Below are 15,819 nucleotides of genomic sequence, written 5' to 3'. Positions count from 1 at the left end.
TCTATACCCTCTATCTCCTGCTAACTTATCAACCTTCATTCCTGTCATCCTTTGGATTTGTTCTAACGTCTTTTCGATAGTATGTCCATCATATTCATTCCTAAAAGAACATGCACCAAGAATAAGTCCTGACCATGAGCGAAGAATAGATACTTTATTGCCAAACTCATATTGCTTATGTTCCTTACCTTTGCTGACGCAAACTACATCTGGTTCGTGCAGAGAATATACTTTGTTCTTTGACTTCCTATTCTGAGAAAGAACTCTGTAATATAGCTCAAACATCTTCTCATATCCTTTCCTTCCCCCAAGATTACGCTCTAGCTCTCTTACTAATCTACCTGCTATGGTCTTGAGTTGCCTATCTGCCTTAAGAGCTTTCTTACGATTCTTGGGATGATTACGAAAACGTTGGGAACGGTAAATGCCTTTCAAGGTACGCGTATAACTCTGTCGTAGAGGAAGACAATTGTCATGAACTATCTTCAGAACGTTTTTGATTATCTTTTTATGCAACTTCGCATCTGTAGGATAGGTTATATTCTTCTCCTGCACGGTAGAATCAATGAAAGCCGTATCAAAATGATCTTCGTTATCATGGTCGGTATTAACGCGGATGCTCTCGGCTAATATTAACTCCATACCTTCCTCGCCTATACGATTTCTGAAGTGAACTAACTCGGAAGCGTCACAGGGTTGTTTGGGCATAAATTCAAGTCCACCACAGAAATATTGGTAGTAAGCATTCTCGCTCCATTGAGAAACTACCATTTCATCTGACACATTGCGCAGATGTTTTAAAATTAAAAGACCACACATCAAGCGAATAGGATGAGCAGGGCGACCGTTAGTGCTGCAATACAAAGGAGAGAAAGCATTTTCAAAACATTCCCAATTAATCTTATTACTAAGTTGGAAAAGGGGATGTTCATGGCTAAGCATGTCCTCTAAAGAAGAGAACATAGAGAGCTGTTTAGATGTACGTTTAAGCATAAATATCTGCAAGATTTATAATGTAAAGGTACAAAAACTTGCAGATATAAGCAAATAATTTACAGGATAATATACTATGAATCAGGATAATATTAGGTTTTTAAGGGAGGACTAATTAAGAAGTTGGAAGATTACTGCCTTTACTTTGTAAAAATAATTTTACTGAAAAGGAACCATAACGCTTCGGTGTTTCAAAAGCGCCTGTTTTGCATTACAAAACAGGCGCTTTTGGCGTTTAATATAGGCACTTTTACAACGTAAAACAATGGGTTTGGCAAAGCGTTGGATATGAATACGTTATAAAAGACATGTGCTTATGTAAAATATTTACATATCTTTTATTATTCTCTAACTTCTAAAATAAGAAATAATATCGTTTGTTGAACTTCAGAATGAAGAGTTTACAGTAATTTATAATCGTACAAATCACTATGCTTTAGTAAATGCGAATCTCCGATATAACAAACGAACCAACATGCTCATTTAAGCGTTTTACTAACTGTGTTCGCATCATAGACAAGTCTTGACGCAATGCGGGATTGCTTATTTTCACAAATAATGTTTGGTTACGAATGCTCTTTTCCTGCGTGTATTGTTCAACATTAGGTCCTACTATCTCATCCCAAGCATCTACAACACGTTTCTGAAGCAAAGGCAATTCAAGCCCTCCATCACGCAACACCTTACCAAGCACCTCTGATAATGGTTTCACTTTTCGTCTAAACATTGGTAATACTCCTTTCTGTTATCTCACCATTCTCAACCGAAAAAAGCTTGTAATCAAAACTACTATTACCTAATATCTTATCTAAATGTTCGCGATTAGTATCTGTTATAAATATTTGTCCGAAGCTATCACCTGATACCAACTTAACAATCTGTTCCACTCGATCAGCATCTAACTTATCAAAAATATCATCAAGCAATAACAATGGAGTCTGATTGCCTGCTGCTCGCTTTAAGAAATTAAACTGGGCAAGCTTTAAAGCAAGTACAAATGTTTTGTTTTGTCCCTGACTTCCCTCGCGTTTTATAGGGAATCCACCTAACATCATAGCAAGATCATCTTTGTGGATACCATGTAATGAGTAGCCCATGATACGATCTTTTGCCCTATCACGCTGTATAACATCGAGCAAATCTCCTCTTTCACCATGCGAAACATACTGCAAAGATACCTCTTCACGGTTCTGTGAAATAGCTTGATATATAGATTGAAACACTGGTACAAGTTGTTCTATAAAGGTAGAACGCTTCTTATAAATTTCTGTTCCATACTCTGCCATTTGCATTTCCAGCAGTTCTAACAGCGTACTATCAGGCTCCTCCTCTTGTTTTAGCAAACTATTGCGTTGCTGCAAAGCCTTATTATAGCGTAAAAGTGACTCTATGTAGGGACGATCATACTGCGAAATGACAACGTCCATAAGTCTACGTCGCTCCTCACTTCCACCTTCTATAATTGAAATATCAGATGGCGAAACAAAGATTAAAGGTATCAATCCAATATGTTCAGACAACTTCTTGTATTCCTTCTTGTTGCGTTTAAAATGCTTTTTCGAGCCTCTCTTCATGCTACAATATACTTGCTCGCTGTCTTCCGTACTTCTCGTATAATCACCTTCTAAGACAAAGAACTCGCTTCCATGGCTCATTACCTCAGAATCCTTAGAGTTAAAGGCGCTCTTACAGAACGAAAGATAATACACAGCATCAAGTAAATTAGTCTTACCAACCCCATTGTGCCCAATAAAACAATTCAGCTTAGCCGACAAATTAAGTGTTGTCGCCTCTATGTTCTTATAATTTATAATTGAAAGTTTGTCTAAACGCATGGTAGTTTCTGCAAATCTTAACTATTAACTTGCACATACAAAGATACGGAAATAAATGCTTATAATGAAGAATGTACCAACTTTTGTTTTGAGAAATAAAAAAAAGAGTTGCCTGTCGACAACTCTTTTTTATTAACAACCACTACCATCTATGTTACAAGATGGAGCATTATTCTTTCCCTTTTGTATTCCTGCTTCTTCTGGATTTAACGTTACAGTCCCGTCTTCCAACACAAAGCAGGGTATTCCTGCATAGCCTTTTGCACGTGCTTCTGCAAAAACTTCATTGTTATCGCGCAAACGTAAGAACTCTTTCATAAAGCGAACGTGTTCGCCAATGTCTATAATCTCGTATCGGCTATCGCCTTTTACCTGCTCATCAACTTCTACACAATCTGGGCAAGTCATCATTCCATATACCTTTATCATAACGATTGGTTTTAATGATTACAGATTTTGCTTGTATCCACCGTAAAGTCATCGCTGCTTGAAGGCATAAATTTACCTCTTTCTTCTAAGAAATCAACAAGCTCTGCAGCTGTCATTCCTTCAGCTGAACAAGTATAATAACGTTCGTCAGCACCAAATTTATCAACAATTGCCTTTACCAAACTTTCCTTTGTACTATAGCTATTGCCCTCCATCATGTGGAGAACTTCATGTCCATGTACCATTTTTGTATCCTTTCTTTTAATTTATTGCATCGCACAAGGCGACTGCTAATTCTTAATTACCTTATAAAACACAGAACGAGGAATATTCATTGCTGAAATTCCTCGTTCGCTTTGGGTGGAAGGTGGGACTCGAACCCACGACATTCAGAACCACAATCTGACGCTCTAACCAACTGAACTACGTCCACCATATATTGGTTTGCTTTTCAAAAGCGAGTGCAAAGGTACAAAATTTATTTATCTTACACAAATAAAATCGTACTTTTTTATTATGTTTTTATTGCTTTGCAGGTGTTGCAGGAGTTTTAGCAGCTTGTCCATTTGCAGCTGGAGCAGCTTGCTTTTGCTGACTTGCACCGAAGTTAGGCAAGTTATTTGGGCTTGTAGCACCGCCATCTGATGTTGCTTTCTGAATTACACTCTGCTCTGTTTCAGCCTTTGGAGCAACATAAGAAGTTGCAACACTGAGGACAACCATGAAGATTGCACAACCCCAAGTAACTTTTTCAACAAAGTCAGTTGTCTTACGAACACCCATAATAGCGTTTGAAGACGAGAAGTTAGATGATAGTCCGCCACCCTTAGACTCTTGGATTAGAACTACTCCAATCATAAGAAAGGCCGCAATAACGATAAGTACTACTAAAAGCGTATACATTTCCTGTGTTATTTTTTATTTTTGTTTATTATCAATTTCTCCAAAAATCGGATTTGGTCTGCAAAGTAACGATTTTTTTTCGGATATACCAAATTTAATCGATTAATTATTTCCAATGCCTTAGAATATCTACCTTGTTTTATGTAAATTCGGGCTAAAGTTTCGGTAAAGTAACCATTTTCCTCTATTTCGACCTCCTCTTCGCTACTTACTTCTACTCCTTCGGGTTCATATTCGGTTTCTTCTTGCAAAACGATTTTCCCTCTTTCGTTATAGATAAAGTCGTCTATCAGACTTTGTCCTCGTAGCTTTGGAACAGCTTTCTCTTCCTTTTCTTGTTTCTCCGACTCCATTAAGAAAGCTACATAGTCTACTGTTGCATCTGCAGGCGTAGGTTTTCGTCCACTATTCGTATTATCCTCTGATTCTTTCGGCATCTGTTCAAGGAAACTATCAATAAGCGAAACTGTTCTGTTGGTTTTTGTTTTCTGTTCTGTTTCTTCCTTCGGTGTATTTGGTGTACGCAACTGATAATGTGCGGATTCTACGAGATCGAATAATATTCTGCGGTCGGTGATGTATAAAGCAGCACGGCGCAACTCTTCGTCGAATGTTGCATCGTGCAGCAGAAAGAGATTTTTTAGAAGCAATACTCGTGCAGGCTGATAGAACGGATAGAGCGCAATAAGACTTCTGAGGTCGTATAACGTTTCCTTGTTCAAGTCTTCGGGATGATTGAAATAATGGGCTATATCCATACTTTTCTTTACTTTACTATGCTGTAACTATTTTCTTTATTATGTTATATCACTCTCTTTACCAGTTAGCAACAGTTGCATTGAATATCTGATCAGTAAGATCTTTCACCATTTGCTCTACCAATTCTTCTTGAACAGAGTTCAAACTTCTTCTGGTATCATAGCTGGCAGTAGCCGTAAACTGCTTTTCAAAGTCCTCATTATGATTAGAACTATTTGTGAAACGTACGTTTACGGTAATTGAAAGTTCTGTTTGAGCCGAATAGCCCTCGCTCGAAACACTCTTATTACGCTGTTGATATTGTGTGATTTCGCCCTCAATCTTTAAGTCACCATTGCGTTTCACCTGCTCTAAACGAGTGTGATTGGCAAAGACATCTTTCAGTTTATTGTTAAACATTGGTCCCATTGGTCCCCACACATAGGCGGAACGAATTGGGAAATCAGCTATCTGAATGGTACGCACCTTTGAATAATCAATGCTTGCACCATTGAATTTATAGCTCACAGAACAAGCAGTAAGGCACACCAATGCCACTACTATATATATAAGGTATAACTTTCTTGTTTTATTTACTTTCCAAGCCATATTGCTTAATCCGTCTATATAGCGTTCTATCACTTATACCTAACTCTTGTGCAGCTTTCTTTCGGTTGCCATTATTGCGTTCCAAAGCTTTCTCTACCATTTGTCTGCCCACATCACTGAGGTTTAAAACTTCAGGCTCTGATATCTCTTCAGCTTCTGCAAACTCTATTAAGCTTTTGGAAGAAGGAGTTTCTGCAACAGCATGTTTCGTGGGAACAGGCATAGTTTCACTATGTTTTTCGGGCAAAGGTTCGAACCCTGCCGCCCCATTCAACGCACGTGTTTCTTCTAACTGCTTCCGAACATTGTTTAAGTCTCGGCGCAAATCGCTCACGTTACCACGCAGTTCATACAATATCTGATATAGTATGTCTCGTTCGCTTTCATAGCTATGCTTTCCACCTTTATCTATAATGGCAAGCTGCGTACTATCAGGGTCGCGTGGAATAAAGCCAGTTAGCATATCAGCCGTTATCTCGCGCTGTTCACTTAGTACCGAAATTTGTTCGGTAATATTCTTCAGTTGACGCACATTTCCTGGCCATTTGTAATGCAACATAATTTGTTTAGCATCGTCGGTCAGAGTTATTTTGGGCAAACGATACTTCTCTGCCATTTGCATAGCGAAGAGTCTGAACAATAAAAGAATATCTTCTCCACGGTCACGCAGCGGTGGCATTTGAATAGGAATGGTATTCAGACGATAAAAAAGGTCTTCGCGGAACTTTCCTTCACTCACTGCCTTACGCACATTTACGTTAGTTGCAGCCACAATACGCACATCAGTCTTGCGCACCTCCTGCCCTCCTACACGAATATACTCGCCTGTTTCCAACACACGCAATAGTTTAGCTTGTGTTGCCAAAGGCAGTTCGCCCACTTCATCAAGAAAGATTGTGCCCTTATTTGCAGTACCAAAATAGCCATCGCTTTCGCCAATGGCCCCTGTGAACGAACCCTTTTCGTGTCCAAAGAGTTCGCTATCAATCGTACCTTCTGGTATAGATCCGCAATTAATGGCGAAATATTTTTCCCTTTTTCGTGGCGAATTATCGTGAATAACACGGGGTATAATCTCCTTACCCACACCGCTTTCTCCAACGATAAGTACGGATAAATCGGTAGGTGCTACCTGCAATGCTACATCTAAAGCCCGGTTTAGCGCATTGCAATTGCCCACAATGTTGTAACGCTGTTTAACGCGTTGAAGTTCTGTATTGTTCATTTAGATGACAAATTTACCTATTTATTTTTAAATGTCTGCAATTTTGGCAGAGTTTAACAAACGCTAATAGTTTTGTTTAGGTCAAATATCATTCAGCACAAGTACAGCTACGGTTTTTGCAAAATACTGCTTAATCAGCAAGATACTTTCATTATGATTTTGTAAAAATAATCGTAACAAAAAGTGATAGATATGTTTCGATGTTGCAATAGTGCCTGTTTTACATTCTAAAAGAGCCTGTTTTACCATGCAAAACAGGCTCTTTTAGAATGTAAAACAATAGGTATTATAAATCACTGATAATATGATTGTTACACACACGACTTGCGTTTGAAAAACATTTACACATTTCACTTCTTTTCTCACCTATCTAATCAGGTTAATTGTTCTACTTTATGGTAGAGCAAACAGTAATAAATCTAAAAACATTTCTCTCTATCTAAAAACTTTTGATTAACTTTGTAGCATGAAGATAAAGGTTAATTGGAAAATGTTTTTGGTGTTCTTCATTATCATTGGAGGACTCTATTATATTACAAAGAACGTTTGGATAGCTTCTGCTATTATGGCTATCTTGTTGCTCATTGATGGTTTTTTGCGCGAATACGAACTAAGAAAGAAAGGCAAAAAACAAGCAGAGGAGATATTAAAAAGCTTGCAAGAGGACAACAACAAGGACGATAGCGACGCAGAAGAAGGCATAAAATAAAAGAAAAACAATAGTAAAGAAATGGAAAAACTCGTAGAACTATATACACAATGGGCAGGTTATGCTCCTGCAAATATAGAGAAAATGGCGGGCGCAGGCAGCAACCGAACTTACTATCGCCTTACCAACAATAAGGGAAAATCGGTGATTGGTGTTATTGGAACGAGTCGAGATGAGAACCATGCCTTTATTTATCTTGCCAAACACTTTACTCAACGACAACTGCCCGTACCTTCTGTACTTGCTGTTTCTGAAGATGAGATGCGCTATTTGCAAACCGATTTGGGCCAAACATCGCTTTTCGATGCTATTCAAGGTGGGCGTGAAGCAGGAGGACGCTATAATCTTGCAGAACAGGAACTACTTCGAAAGACTATAAAAGAACTACCTAATATTCAGCTTCGTGGTGCACGTGGCCTGGATTACAGCTATTGTTATCCGCAAGCAGAGTTCAACGAAGAAACCGTCCTCTTTGATTTGAATTACTTCAAATATTGTTTTTTGAAAGCAACAGAACTTGATTTTCACGAGTTAAAGCTACAAGCCAACTTCCGAATGTTTGCAAAAGACCTTACATCGGAGAAGATGGAAGCTTTCCTTTATCGCGACTTCCAGGCACGTAACGTTATGCTTGATGCCGAAGGAAAACCACAGTTTATAGATTTTCAAGGCGGTCGCAAAGGTCCATACTACTACGACCTTGCTTCGTTTCTTTGGCAAGCAAGTGCAAAATACTCGTTTAAATTGCGCCGTGAACTCATTTTCGAGTATTATAACAGCTTGAAACATTTTACCGAAGTGCCATCTAAACGCCATTTCGTAAATCGTCTTTCACTGTTCGTACTCTTCCGCTTGCTGCAAGTATTGGGCGCATACGGCTTCCGTGGCTACTTTGAAAGGAAGAAACACTTTATCGATTCTATCCCACCAGCCATTCAAAATCTCCGAGATGTACTTACTTTGGGCGAAGAAGTATTCCCTTATCCATACATGTTGGATATGTTACGAAGGCTAACACAGTTACCACAGTTCGCTCATATAGAACAACCTGCAAAGAATAGAGCCGATGGTTACAAGATTGCAGAGAAAGACGTATACACAGCAAACCCATTAGATGGTCCTGCAACCTTCTCAAAATACGACGGAAAGGGCCCTTTGGTAGTGCGAGTATTTAGCTTTTCGTTTAAAAAAGGTATCCCAGAAGACGCTTCAGGCAATGGTGGCGGCTACGTTTTCGACTGTCGCAGCACGCATAACCCAGGCCGTTACGAGCCTTACAAGAAGATAACGGGACTTGATGAGGCCGTTATTCGCTTTCTAGAAGATGATGGCGAAATCCTAGAATTCCTTCATCCTGTTTACCAACTCGCCGAACATCATGTGGAACGCTATATCCAACGCGGCTTCACAGACCTAATGTTCTCGTTTGGATGTACTGGAGGACAGCATCGTTCTGTGTACAGTGCACAACATTTAGCAGAACATTTGAATCGTAAATATGGCATTGAAGTACACATTACGCACCGCGAACAAGGCATAAAACAGGTGTTAGAAGCTCGTCTGAAGTAAGCTCAGCAAGATTCACTCAGTTTCTGTGCTACTTCAAAAGATGCATTAAGGTTATAAGTTTATTTCTTTGTTGTCTGAAATTTAATTAGTAAATTTGCACGCATTAAAAGCAGTAGATAATGCAATCAATGATATTTGCCGCCGGACTTGGCACACGTCTAAAACCTCTGACCGACAGAATGCCTAAAGCATTGGTTAAGGTTGGAGGCAAACCGCTTATTGAACACGTCGTCAGACAACTGGTTGCAGCGGGCAGCCAACGTGTGGTTGTAAACGTACACCACTTCGCCAATCAAATCATTGAGTACTTACAGCAAAACAATTTCGGTGTAGATATTCGCATTTCTGATGAATCGGAAATGTTACTTGACACTGGAGGAGGAATAAAAAAGGCTGTACCACTTTTCAATACTGCCGAACCTGTACTTATTCACAACGTAGATATTCTAAGCAATGTAGACCTTCAGGCGTTATATAGGTATGCTTGTGAAGCAGAAAAAGTACGAAAAACTGATGCTGTTCTACTTGTAAGCCCACGAAAAACAAAGCGTTATCTTATCTTCGACAAAGCAATGCGCCTTGTAGGTTGGACTAATATAGACACAGGAGAAGTTAAATCGCCTTACGAAACCTTACATCAGTATACATTTACACAGCCTTACGACAACAACAACACAGCCAATGAACAACATGGTTTTACGCTTTTTGCTTTTTCAGGAATACACATTGTCGGCAGAAAAGTATTTGAAACGATGAACGAATGTCCCGAAAAGTTCCCTATAATGGACTTTTATCTGAAGTATGCAAAAGACTTACACTTCGTTGGAAAGGTAAAAAACGATCTTAAACTTATGGATGTTGGCAAGTTGGACACACTCTCTGAAGCTGATACCTTTGCACATCAATTAGGCAATTAGATAATAACAATAAAGAAAGAATAGAAACAATAACAACATACAGAATATGCAAAAAATCATCATTTTGGATTTCGGATCGCAGACAACCCAGCTAATTGGCCGCCGTTTGCGCGAATTAGATACTTTCTGTGAGATACTTCCATACAACAAGTTTCCTAAGGACGACCCGTCAGTAATTGGTGTTATCCTTTCAGGTTCACCTTATTCGGTACATGACCCAGAGGCATTTCAAGTGGATTTAAGCCAGTTTGTGGGCAAAGTTCCTGTACTTGGCATTTGCTATGGTGCGCAATACATCTCACATAAGAATGGTGGCAAGGTAGAACAAACGGGTACTCGAGAATATGGACGTGCTAATTTGGCAACTGTTGATACCGAAAATCCTTTGTTCCGCAACTTCGATAAGAATTCGCAAGTATGGATGAGCCATGGTGATACCATTACCGCTATTCCGGCAGACTGCAAAATTATTGCGTCTACAAGCGATGTTAAGTTTGCTGCTTACGCATCAACATCACAGCCTTTATGGGCAGTTCAGTTCCACCCGGAGGTATTCCATAGCTTGCAAGGTAAGACTCTTTTAAAGAATTTCGTGGTAGATATTTGCGGTAGTAAGCAAGAATGGAGCCCTGCTTCATACGTGGAAACAACCATAAAGGAACTAAAAGAGCAGTTAGGAAACGACCGTGTGATACTCGGTTTATCGGGTGGTGTTGACTCATCGGTATGCGCAACCTTGCTCAATCGTGCAATTGGAAAGAACCTTACTTGTATTTTTGTAGACCACGGCATGCTCCGTAAGGACGAGTTTACAAAGGTAATGGAAGCATACGAGGGCTTAGGATTGAACGTTATTGGTATTGATGCGTCAGAAAAGTTCTTTAGAGACCTTGCAGGAGTTACCGATCCAGAACAGAAGCGTAAGATTATCGGTCGCGACTTCGTAGAAGTTTTCAATGCTGAAGCTAAGAAAATAACCGATGCTAAATGGTTGGCGCAAGGCACAATCTATCCCGATCGCATCGAAAGCTTAAGCATTACAGGCATGGTTATCAAGAGTCACCACAACGTTGGTGGCCTTCCTGAAGAGATGGACTTAAAGCTTTGCGAACCATTACAATGGTTATTCAAAGACGAAGTACGCCGAGTGGGCTACGAATTGGGCATGCCTGAGCACCTTATTAAGCGTCATCCATTCCCAGGACCTGGATTAGCAGTACGTATTCTAGGTGATGTTACACCCGAAAAAGTACGTATTCTCCAAGATGCAGACGATATTTACATCGAAAGTATGCGCAATTACGTTTGCGAAGATGGTGAAGTACTTTACGATAAAGTATGGCAAGCTGGTACAGTTCTCTTGTCTACAATTCGCAGTGTAGGCGTTATGGGCGATGAACGCACCTACGAACATCCTGTAGCTTTGCGTGCCGTAACCAGTACAGATGCGATGTCAGCCGATTGGGCACAACTTCCTTACGACTTTATGGCAAAGGTCTCAAACGAGATTATCAATAAGGTAAAAGGTGTAAACCGTGTATGTTATGATATATCTTCAAAGCCACCTGCAACCATTGAGTGGGAATAAACATAGCGAAAATAAAGGATTAGCAGTAAAGTTCATTAGTGAAAGCAATATGTTTTGTGGCGAATAAAAAACTTATAAAGCTGTAAATATATTTCACGAAGATATATACTGCATAACCTACTCTTTACCAACGCTTTGTAATACCCATTGTTTTACATTACAAAAGTGCCTATTTTACACGATAAAAGAGCCTGTTTTGCGTTGCAAAACAGGCTCTTTTGCAACATTAAAACGTACCGTCCAATTTTCAATAAAATTATCTTTACAAAACGAAACACATTCTAAGCATCAACACCAAAATAGATGTGGGACATCAATTCACTTAATAATATTCTGTTGAAACAATAAAGGCGCAACGTTTCCGATGCGCCTTTACTATTTCAAATTACCTCTTTGAGAGGTTTATTTCCATTACTTGTTCTTCAACAAATCGCGAATTTCACCAAGTAACTTCTCTTCATTAGAAGGTTCTGCAGGTGCTGCTGGCTCTTCTTGCTTCTTCTTTGAAAGGATATTCATAACCTTAATCATTCCGAAGATACAGATAGCGATAATGAGGAAGTCGATAACATTCTGAATGAACATACCATATTTAACTTCAGCTTCACCCACCATAGCACTGAGCTTGCTAAAGTCTATTCCACCAGTCATCATACCAACAATTGGCATAATGATATCATCTACCGATGAAGATACAATTTTTCCAAACGCGCCACCAATGATAACACCGACAGCCATGTCCATAACGTTACCACGCATGGCAAATTCTTTAAACTCCTTAAGGAAACTCATAAAGTACAATTTTTAAGTTATGCTGTAAGAGAACCTACAATCTTTTTAATTAACGTAAGTCAAGTTATCCCACGAGCATGTTTTTATTTAATAATGTTTAATACTCTTTTCGGTTGCAAATATAAGATTTTTTTTGTAACTTTGCATAGGAAATAATAAAAAATATAACTTTTCCAATAAAATATTTATATAGGTATTATAGTATTCACTTTAAATAAAGACAAATGATTAAAATTGGTATTAACGGATTTGGCCGTATCGGTCGTTTCGTATTCCGCGCAAGTCTTGAAGAGGCAAACGCTAAGGATGTAGTTGTAGTTGGTATTAACGACCTCTGCCCAGTTGACTATCTAGCTTACATGTTGAAGTATGACACCATGCATGGTATATTCAATGGCACTATCGAAGCTGATGTTGAAAAGTCTCAGCTCATCGTAAATGGTAACGTTATCCGTGTAACTGCAGAGCGTAACCCTGCTGATTTGAAGTGGGACGAAATCGGTGCAGAGTACATTGTAGAGTCTACTGGCCTCTTCCTCACAAAGGAAAAGTCTCAAGCTCACATCGAAGCAGGTGCTAAGTACGTTGTTATGTCTGCTCCTTCTAAGGACGACACCCCAATGTTTGTTTGCGGTGTTAACCACGATAAATACGTAAAGGGAACACAGTTTGTATCTAACGCTTCATGTACAACAAACTGTTTGGCTCCTATCGCTAAGGTTTTGAATGACAAATTCGGTATTACAGATGGTTTGATGACTACTGTTCACTCTACTACAGCAACTCAGAAGACTGTAGACGGACCTTCTTTGAAGGACTGGCGTGGTGGTCGCGCTGCTTCAGGCAACATCATTCCTTCTTCTACTGGTGCTGCAAAGGCTGTAGGTAAGGTTATTCCTGAACTAAATGGCAAGCTCACAGGTATGTCAATGCGCGTTCCAACATTGGACGTTTCAGTTGTTGACCTTACTGTAAACTTGGCTAAACCAGCTAAGTACGATGAGATTTGCGCTGCTATGAAGGAAGCTTCTGAAGGCGAATTGAAGGGTATTCTCGGTTATACAGAGGATGCAGTAGTTTCTTCTGACTTCCTTGGCGACCCACGTACATCTATCTTTGACGCTAAAGCAGGTATCGCTTTGACAGATACTTTCGTTAAAGTTGTATCTTGGTACGATAACGAAATTGGTTACTCACACAAGGTTGTAGAGTTGATTAAGCACATGGCTAAGGTTAATGGCTAATCTTACGATTTCATAAGAAAAACAATATTAAAAAGCCATTCGGTTTATTGCCGAATGGCTTTTTTTTATTATTTTTGTGCAGAAATGGGGAAAATGCTTACGATAATAGGACCAACAGCAAGTGGGAAAACTATTTTTGCCACTGCCTTGGCAGCTACTATGGGGGCTGAAATTATCAGTGCTGATAGTCGTCAGGTATATCGTCGCATGGATATAGGTACGGGTAAAGACCTTGCCGACTATGAGGTGAATGGTATAAAAGTACCTTATCATCTGATTGATATTGCAGAACCAGGCACAAAATATAATCTTTTTCAATATCAGCAGGACTTCCAAGCAGCCTATTCTGATATTGCAGAGCGTAAAAAACCGATTATTCTATGTGGAGGAACAGGACTTTACGTTGAAGCAGTATTAAAGGGTTACGCCCTTTCTCCAGTTCCACAGAACGATGCTTTACGTACTTCATTAGCAGGAAAGTCGCTCTCTGAACTTACTGAAATACTTTCAGAGCTGAAAGCAAAGAACCATTCGGCAATGCACAACCGCACAGATGTTGATACAACGAATCGTGCTATTCGTGCCATCGAGATAGAAACATACGAGTTACAGCACCCTACTCCAGATCGTTCGATGCCTTCTTTCGACACAATCCTTATTGGTGTAGAAATTGATAGAGAAGAACGTCGCCGCAAAATAAGCAGACGCTTAAAAGCAAGATTAGACGAAGGCATGATAGACGAGGTGCGTGCATTACTCAATTCGGGTATTCCTGCCGACGACCTCATCTACTATGGCTTAGAATATAAGTTTGTTACACAACACATTATTGGTCAATTAAGCTATGAAGAGATGTACCGCAACTTAGAAATAGCTATCCATCAGTTTGCCAAAAGGCAGATGACATGGTTCAGAGGAATGGAGCGACGTGGCTTCAATATTCATTGGATAGACGCCAAAACGCCAATAAATGAAAAGATAGCCTACGTCCAAACACTCATCGAAAAGGCATAAAGAAAACGGTTTAAACGAGATAATATATTATGGTAGACGAAAAAAAATGGGGCATTCTTTACTGTCCAAAAGATGGATTCCTAAGTAATCCACAAAAACGCTGGGAACGAGTAGAGCGTAGTCTTAAGGCTCACAACATTGATTTCGACATGATTCAAAGCGAGAATTCGGCAGGTGTAGATCGCCTTATCCGTATGATGATAGGCAACGGCTACCGCACTATCATTATCTTTGGTGGCGATTCAGCGTTGAACGACACCATAAACTGTTTGATGCATGAAAAGAAAGAGGTACGAGAAAGCATCGTATTGGGCGTTATCCCTAATGGTGTCATGAACGACTTTGCTCATTTTTGGGGATTCGAAGAAGATAATATTGAAGAAACCATAGGGTGGTTGAAAGAGCGCCGCATACGTAAAATAGACCTTGGATGCATTCGCTACAAAAACAGAGAGGGCGAAGGTTGCCACCGCTATTTCCTTAATTGCATCAATATCGGACTTATTGCTACCATCATGAACCTTCGTCGCCGAACACGAAACATATTTGGTTCACGCAGTCTATCGTTTATTTTCTCGTTCATTCTTTTGGCTTTCCAACGCTTAGACTTCCACATGCACATCAAAATAAATACTGATGAAATAAAGCGTAAAGTCATGACTGTTTGTATAGGTAATGCTCTCGGCTACGGACAAACGCCGAATGCAGTACCTTATAATGGCCAATTAGATGTGTCGGTAGTATACCATCCCGAAGTAACTCAGTTGTTCGAAGGCATCTATCTCTTCCTTCGTGGTAGGTTCTTGAACTATAAAAGCGTGCATCCGTACCGCACACAGGAGACCACAATACATGTTGAGCCACGCACCCTAATAGGTATAGATGGCCGACTTATGTCGAAAACTCCAGTTGGTCCGTTCAAAGTAATTGTAGAAAAGGAAGTTATCAACTTCCTTATCCCGACATAATTCATTCATATATAGAACTTGCAATTAACTTATTGCTGTACTCTGACGTTTAGAGTACAGCAATATTTGTTTATGGATTATAGACATGGGAAAGTTAGAAAAAATGTAAACATTATTCCATAAAGCCGATTTCACATAATCATCTCATTACCAACATCTTACAAAACCCATTGTTTTGCGTAGCAAAAGAGCCTGTTTTGCACCATAAAACGCATTGTTTTGCAACGCAAAACAGGCACTATTGCAAAGTGAAAACGCCACCATCGCTTTTTAACAAAATAATCTT

General features: G+C 39.5%; 17 protein-coding genes and 1 tRNA gene. 7 read left to right on the top strand and 11 right to left on the bottom strand.

Features of this window, described 5'->3' with window-relative positions; translation table 11 throughout:
- From HXN26_RS05740 to HXN26_RS05695, 10 genes are all read right to left on the bottom strand, one after another.
- The coding region (locus tag HXN26_RS05740; protein WP_273159477.1) for an IS5 family transposase at window positions 1–993 on the bottom strand (993 nt) is incomplete at its 3' end.
- 436 nt (window positions 994–1,429) lie between these two features.
- Window positions 1,430–1,720, bottom strand: coding sequence for a DciA family protein (locus tag HXN26_RS05735; protein WP_024999956.1), 291 nt, complete (start codon window positions 1,718–1,720; stop codon window positions 1,430–1,432).
- Complete coding sequence (gene recF, locus HXN26_RS05730; RefSeq protein WP_273159475.1) at window positions 1,713–2,828, bottom strand: DNA replication/repair protein RecF; 1,116 nt, start codon at window positions 2,826–2,828, stop codon at window positions 1,713–1,715. Before recF ends, HXN26_RS05735 begins: the two co-directional genes overlap by 8 nt.
- 132 nt (window positions 2,829–2,960) lie before the next feature.
- On the bottom strand, window positions 2,961–3,257 hold the full coding sequence (locus HXN26_RS05725) for a glutaredoxin-related protein (protein ID WP_273159474.1): 297 nt from the start codon (window positions 3,255–3,257) through the stop codon (window positions 2,961–2,963).
- Between the two features lie 11 nt (window positions 3,258–3,268).
- The gene (locus tag HXN26_RS05720; protein WP_024999954.1) at window positions 3,269–3,502 is read right to left on the bottom strand and encodes a YecH family metal-binding protein; all 234 of its coding nucleotides are present in this window, start codon (window positions 3,500–3,502) and stop codon (window positions 3,269–3,271) included.
- A 113-nt stretch (window positions 3,503–3,615) separates the two neighbouring features.
- Window positions 3,616–3,691: transfer RNA gene (locus HXN26_RS05715), tRNA-His, on the bottom strand.
- A gap of 88 nt (window positions 3,692–3,779) precedes the next feature.
- Window positions 3,780–4,160: a preprotein translocase subunit SecG gene (secG, locus tag HXN26_RS05710; RefSeq protein ID WP_273159472.1), complete on the bottom strand. Its 381-nt coding sequence runs from the start codon at window positions 4,158–4,160 to the stop codon at window positions 3,780–3,782.
- A gap of 8 nt (window positions 4,161–4,168) precedes the next feature.
- Entirely contained in the window at window positions 4,169–4,918 is a 750-nt protein-coding gene (locus HXN26_RS05705) for a tetratricopeptide repeat protein (RefSeq protein ID WP_273159470.1), read from the bottom strand.
- Between the two features lie 58 nt (window positions 4,919–4,976).
- A complete protein-coding gene (locus HXN26_RS05700) occupies window positions 4,977–5,507 on the bottom strand; it encodes an LptE family protein (RefSeq protein ID WP_024999952.1) in 531 nt (176 codons plus the stop codon).
- Window positions 5,488–6,732 carry a sigma-54 interaction domain-containing protein gene (locus tag HXN26_RS05695; protein ID WP_024999951.1) on the bottom strand — a complete coding sequence of 415 codons (1,245 nt, stop codon included), beginning with the start codon at window positions 6,730–6,732 and terminating at the stop codon, window positions 5,488–5,490. Before HXN26_RS05695 ends, HXN26_RS05700 begins: the two co-directional genes overlap by 20 nt.
- 466 nt (window positions 6,733–7,198) lie before the next feature.
- Here HXN26_RS05695 and HXN26_RS05690 point away from each other — a divergent pair, with 466 nt between their 5' ends.
- The 4 genes from HXN26_RS05690 to guaA all read left to right on the top strand — a co-directional run bounded on the left by HXN26_RS05690 (window position 7,199) and on the right by guaA (window position 11,515).
- Entirely contained in the window at window positions 7,199–7,441 is a 243-nt protein-coding gene (locus HXN26_RS05690; protein WP_273159467.1) for a hypothetical protein, read from the top strand.
- Between the two features lie 21 nt (window positions 7,442–7,462).
- Window positions 7,463–9,010 carry a RapZ C-terminal domain-containing protein gene (locus HXN26_RS05685; RefSeq protein ID WP_273159465.1) on the top strand — a complete coding sequence of 516 codons (1,548 nt, stop codon included), beginning with the start codon at window positions 7,463–7,465 and terminating at the stop codon, window positions 9,008–9,010.
- A gap of 119 nt (window positions 9,011–9,129) precedes the next feature.
- On the top strand, window positions 9,130–9,927 hold the full coding sequence (locus HXN26_RS05680) for a nucleotidyltransferase family protein (protein WP_273159464.1): 798 nt from the start codon (window positions 9,130–9,132) through the stop codon (window positions 9,925–9,927).
- 46 nt (window positions 9,928–9,973) lie between these two features.
- Window positions 9,974–11,515, top strand: a complete 1,542-nt coding sequence (gene guaA / locus HXN26_RS05675; protein ID WP_273159462.1) for a glutamine-hydrolyzing GMP synthase — start codon at window positions 9,974–9,976, stop codon at window positions 11,513–11,515.
- 411 nt (window positions 11,516–11,926) lie between these two features.
- On the opposite strand, the gene mscL is transcribed toward guaA, so the two are convergent.
- Window positions 11,927–12,307 (bottom strand): large-conductance mechanosensitive channel protein MscL, encoded by a 381-nt coding sequence (gene mscL / locus HXN26_RS05670; RefSeq protein ID WP_273159460.1) that lies wholly within the window; start codon window positions 12,305–12,307, stop codon window positions 11,927–11,929.
- Window positions 12,308–12,531: 224 nt separating this feature from the next.
- On the opposite strand from mscL, the gene gap reads away from it, so the two are divergent.
- From gap to HXN26_RS05655, 3 genes are all read left to right on the top strand, one after another.
- A complete protein-coding gene (gap, locus tag HXN26_RS05665) occupies window positions 12,532–13,551 on the top strand; it encodes a type I glyceraldehyde-3-phosphate dehydrogenase (protein WP_024999946.1) in 1,020 nt (339 codons plus the stop codon).
- An 84-nt stretch (window positions 13,552–13,635) separates the two neighbouring features.
- Window positions 13,636–14,565, top strand: coding sequence for a tRNA (adenosine(37)-N6)-dimethylallyltransferase MiaA (gene miaA, locus HXN26_RS05660; protein WP_273159457.1), 930 nt, complete (start codon window positions 13,636–13,638; stop codon window positions 14,563–14,565).
- A 29-nt stretch (window positions 14,566–14,594) separates the two neighbouring features.
- Complete coding sequence (locus tag HXN26_RS05655; RefSeq protein ID WP_024999944.1) at window positions 14,595–15,533, top strand: diacylglycerol/lipid kinase family protein; 939 nt, start codon at window positions 14,595–14,597, stop codon at window positions 15,531–15,533.
- Window positions 15,534–15,819 lie beyond the last annotated feature (286 nt).

The sequence above is a fragment of the Prevotella aurantiaca genome (assembly GCF_015262605.1).
In the GTDB taxonomy this organism is placed as follows: Bacteria; Bacteroidota; Bacteroidia; order Bacteroidales; family Bacteroidaceae; genus Prevotella; species Prevotella aurantiaca.
This window is presented reverse-complemented; position numbering and strand designations above follow the sequence as displayed.

Coding starts and splice junctions, on each gene's coding strand:
- HXN26_RS05720 (WP_024999954.1), bottom strand. CDS start 3,502: ATGGTACATGGACATGAAGTTCTCCACATGATGGAGGGCAATAGCTAT.
- HXN26_RS05690 (WP_273159467.1), top strand. CDS start 7,199: ATGAAGATAAAGGTTAATTGGAAAATGTTTTTGGTGTTCTTCATTATC.
- gap (WP_024999946.1), top strand. CDS start 12,532: ATGATTAAAATTGGTATTAACGGATTTGGCCGTATCGGTCGTTTCGTA.
- mscL (WP_273159460.1), bottom strand. CDS start 12,307: ATGAGTTTCCTTAAGGAGTTTAAAGAATTTGCCATGCGTGGTAACGTT.
- miaA (WP_273159457.1), top strand. CDS start 13,636: ATGGGGAAAATGCTTACGATAATAGGACCAACAGCAAGTGGGAAAACT.
- HXN26_RS05685 (WP_273159465.1), top strand. CDS start 7,463: ATGGAAAAACTCGTAGAACTATATACACAATGGGCAGGTTATGCTCCT.
- HXN26_RS05700 (WP_024999952.1), bottom strand. CDS start 5,507: ATGGCTTGGAAAGTAAATAAAACAAGAAAGTTATACCTTATATATATA.
- recF (WP_273159475.1), bottom strand. CDS start 2,828: ATGCGTTTAGACAAACTTTCAATTATAAATTATAAGAACATAGAGGCG.
- HXN26_RS05680 (WP_273159464.1), top strand. CDS start 9,130: ATGCAATCAATGATATTTGCCGCCGGACTTGGCACACGTCTAAAACCT.
- guaA (WP_273159462.1), top strand. CDS start 9,974: ATGCAAAAAATCATCATTTTGGATTTCGGATCGCAGACAACCCAGCTA.
- HXN26_RS05695 (WP_024999951.1), bottom strand. CDS start 6,732: ATGAACAATACAGAACTTCAACGCGTTAAACAGCGTTACAACATTGTG.
- HXN26_RS05655 (WP_024999944.1), top strand. CDS start 14,595: ATGGTAGACGAAAAAAAATGGGGCATTCTTTACTGTCCAAAAGATGGA.
- HXN26_RS05735 (WP_024999956.1), bottom strand. CDS start 1,720: ATGTTTAGACGAAAAGTGAAACCATTATCAGAGGTGCTTGGTAAGGTG.
- HXN26_RS05705 (WP_273159470.1), bottom strand. CDS start 4,918: ATGGATATAGCCCATTATTTCAATCATCCCGAAGACTTGAACAAGGAA.
- HXN26_RS05725 (WP_273159474.1), bottom strand. CDS start 3,257: ATGATAAAGGTATATGGAATGATGACTTGCCCAGATTGTGTAGAAGTT.
- secG (WP_273159472.1), bottom strand. CDS start 4,160: ATGTATACGCTTTTAGTAGTACTTATCGTTATTGCGGCCTTTCTTATG.